This is a genomic window from Kitasatospora sp. NPDC001225, from assembly GCF_053597855.1.
Window position 1 is genome coordinate 1 of record NZ_JBSFJC010000352.1, and the last position, 2,515, is coordinate 2,515.

The window sequence follows — 2,515 nt, forward strand, 5'->3', positions numbered from 1 at the left end:
GTCTGGCCGCACGTGTCCGCGTCGGAGGAGGGCGTGGCGCGGTGCGTGCGCTCCTCGCGCTGCCGGGCTCGGTCGTGCGCGGTCTGGCCGTGCTGACGGCCGCGATGGCCCCCGGTCACGGAGACGGGAGGGTACGGCGCATCCGGCTGCGCCCCGGAGCGGGAGCCGGGTGGGCCGGCACGCTGCTCGCCGCCTCCCCGGACACCTGCGTGATCGACGTGCCCCGCGACGACGAGGTCGTCGTGCACGCTCTGCGCCCGACCGCGGGACCGGTCGAGGAGGCCGTGGCCCGCACGGACGGCGCGCGGTGAACGCCTGGACAGCGGCGGCCCTGGTCCTGTTGGCGATTCCCGCGCCGACGTGCCTGTGGGTCGCGGCGCGCGGCACCGCGGTGCGCCGACTGCTCGGGGCGTCGATGCTGTCGACCGTGGCCGGCGCGGTGTTCCTGCTGCTCCCGATGGCGTACGACCGGTCCTCCTATCAGGACCTCGCGCTGATGCTGGCCGTCCTGGCCCCCGCCGGCACCCTTGTCTTCGCCCGCTTCGTCGCCGGCCGCCGCCACGACGCGCACCCGTACGGTTCCACGCCCGAGAACTGACGAGACCCCGCCCGGCCGGCCAGACCGGGGGTGGGGGAGGGAGTTCGGATTGACGCCACGCCATGTGATCGTGCTCGTGCTGTTGTGGGCCGGCGTGGGGTGTGTGCTGCTGTCCGCGGCCGCGGTGCTGCGGCTGCGCGGAGCGCTGGCGCGCCTGCACGCCCTGGCCCCGGCCTCGGTGGCCGGTGTGCCGCTGATCGCCGCGGCCGTGGCAGTCGACCAGGGACCGGGCCGGGGGGCGGCCAAGACGCTGTTCATCGGCCTGGTCTTCGCCGTCGGCGGGACGGTCACCACGATCGCCGTCGGCCGTGCCACCCGTGAAGCCGAGGCCGAAGCGGTGAGCAGGCCGTGAACGCATGGCTGATCGGATTCGTCGTCGCCTTCGTCGTCCTCGCCGCCACCACGGCGGTCCTCACCCGTGACCCGGCCCGCCAGGCGGTCGTCCTCTCCGTGCTCGGTCTGGGCCTGGCGATGCTGTTCGCGGTGCTGCAGGCGCCCGACGTGGCGCTCTCCCAGCTCGCCGTGGGCACCGCGCTGACCCCGTTGCTGATCCTGCTGACCGTACGTAAGGTCACCCGCCGACCCACCCGCACCGATGACCGGGCCAGCACCGGCGACAACGGGCGGGAACGGAAGTGACGGCCCGCGCCCGGCTGACGATGTTCCTGGCAGCGGCCGCCGTCATCGCCGCGTTCTTCACGGCCGCGTGCACTCACCTCCCGCCGTTCGGCACGGACAGCCATTCCTACGGGGACCGGGCGGTGGCGGCGGCGCTGGACCGGCGCACCGCCAACGTCGTCTCCGCCGTCAACTTCGACATCCGCGCCTTCGACACCCTCGGCGAGGAGTCCATCCTCTTCGGCACCGTGCTCGGGGCGACCCTGCTGCTGCGCCGGGCCCGCGACGAACGCCACCGCCGCGCCGAAGCGGAGCGGGTCATGCCCACGACCCGCCTCTTCGGCGCGCTGCTGCTACCGGTCACCCTGGTCGTGGGCGTCTACATCGTCGCGCACGGCCAGCTCAGCCCCGGCGGCGGCTTCCAGGGCGGTGTCGTCCTCGCCACCGCCCTGCACCTGGCCTACGTGGCCGCCGACTACCGGGCCCTGAAGCAGCTGCGCCCGCTCGCCGCCCTCGACGTCGCGGACTCGCTCGCCGCCGCCTCCTACAGCCTCGTCGGCCTGGCCGGCCTGATCGCAGGCGGCGCGTTCCTCAAGAACGTGCTGCCGCTGGGCACCTTCAACACCGTCACCTCCGGCGGCACCGTCCCGGTCCTCAACGCCGCGGTCGGCGTCGAGGTCGCCTGCGGCCTGATCGCCCTGCTCGCACACTTCCTCGACCAGGCCGTCGAACTCACCGAACCCGACCAGCAGAGAGACGGAGACACCTGATGGGAACGTGGGTCTTCCTGGCCGCCGGATGGGTCCTGCTCATCGCCCTGTACGGCCTGGTCACCAGTCGCAACCTGATCCACGCCATCGGCTGCCTGGCCGTCGCCCAGTCCTCCACCTACCTCCTGCTCCTCGCCGTCGGCTACCGCCGCGGCGCGACCGCCCCCGTCTACTCCGACCTCACCCCCGGAACCCGCCCCGTCGTCGACCCCGTCGTGCAGGCCCTCGCCCTGACCGACGTCGTGGTCGGCGCGACCGTCACCGCGCTGTTGCTCGCCCTCACCATCCAGTTGCGCAAACGGCACCACACCGTCGACCCGCAGGCCCTCACCGGCCTCAAGGGCTGACCGTGACCGAAGCAGCCCTGCTGCCGCTCGCGGTGGCCATTCCCCTGCTCGGCGCCGCACTGCTCGCCGTCGCCGGCCGCAGACTTCCCCGGACCGGTTGCGACATCCTGGCCACCACCTGCGCCGGTGCCGAGGCAGCGTGCCTCGCCCTGCTCTGGGCGCGCACCGACGGGCGCCTCGTC

Annotated in this window: 7 protein-coding genes; all 7 read left to right on the plus strand. The window is 73.7% G+C overall.

The genetic code is table 11. The annotated features are described in order from the left end of the window. Positions 1-41: 41 nt before the first annotated feature. The gene (locus ACWDCZ_RS40285) at positions 42-311 is read left to right on the plus strand and encodes a hypothetical protein (RefSeq protein ID WP_449818586.1); all 270 of its coding nucleotides are present in this window, start codon (positions 42-44) and stop codon (positions 309-311) included. Next, positions 308-598 (plus strand): monovalent cation/H+ antiporter complex subunit F, encoded by a 291-nt coding sequence (locus tag ACWDCZ_RS40290; protein WP_053111949.1) that lies wholly within the window; start codon positions 308-310, stop codon positions 596-598. The genes ACWDCZ_RS40285 and ACWDCZ_RS40290 overlap by 4 nt, the downstream gene beginning before the upstream one ends. Before the next feature lie 49 nt (positions 599-647). Further along, on the plus strand, positions 648-950 hold the full coding sequence (locus ACWDCZ_RS40295) for a cation:proton antiporter (protein ID WP_159028339.1): 303 nt from the start codon (positions 648-650) through the stop codon (positions 948-950). Next, complete coding sequence (locus ACWDCZ_RS40300; RefSeq protein WP_117485511.1) at positions 947-1,237, plus strand: Na(+)/H(+) antiporter subunit B; 291 nt, start codon at positions 947-949, stop codon at positions 1,235-1,237. The genes ACWDCZ_RS40295 and ACWDCZ_RS40300 overlap by 4 nt, the downstream gene beginning before the upstream one ends. After that, positions 1,234-1,986, plus strand: coding sequence for an MnhB domain-containing protein (locus tag ACWDCZ_RS40305; RefSeq protein ID WP_049649645.1), 753 nt, complete (start codon positions 1,234-1,236; stop codon positions 1,984-1,986). Before ACWDCZ_RS40300 ends, ACWDCZ_RS40305 begins: the two co-directional genes overlap by 4 nt. Further along, positions 1,986-2,333: a sodium:proton antiporter gene (locus tag ACWDCZ_RS40310; RefSeq protein WP_049649646.1), complete on the plus strand. Its 348-nt coding sequence runs from the start codon at positions 1,986-1,988 to the stop codon at positions 2,331-2,333. The genes ACWDCZ_RS40305 and ACWDCZ_RS40310 overlap by 1 nt, the downstream gene beginning before the upstream one ends. A 2-nt stretch (positions 2,334-2,335) precedes the next feature. Then, positions 2,336-2,515 (plus strand): hypothetical protein (locus tag ACWDCZ_RS40315; RefSeq protein WP_449818587.1); only part of this gene is annotated, 180 nt, incomplete at its 3' end.

Excerpts from the sequence above, each read along its gene's own strand:
- ACWDCZ_RS40310 (WP_049649646.1), top strand. The coding sequence starts at position 1,986 with ATGGGAACGTGGGTCTTCCTGGCCGCCGGATGGGTCCTGCTCATCGCC.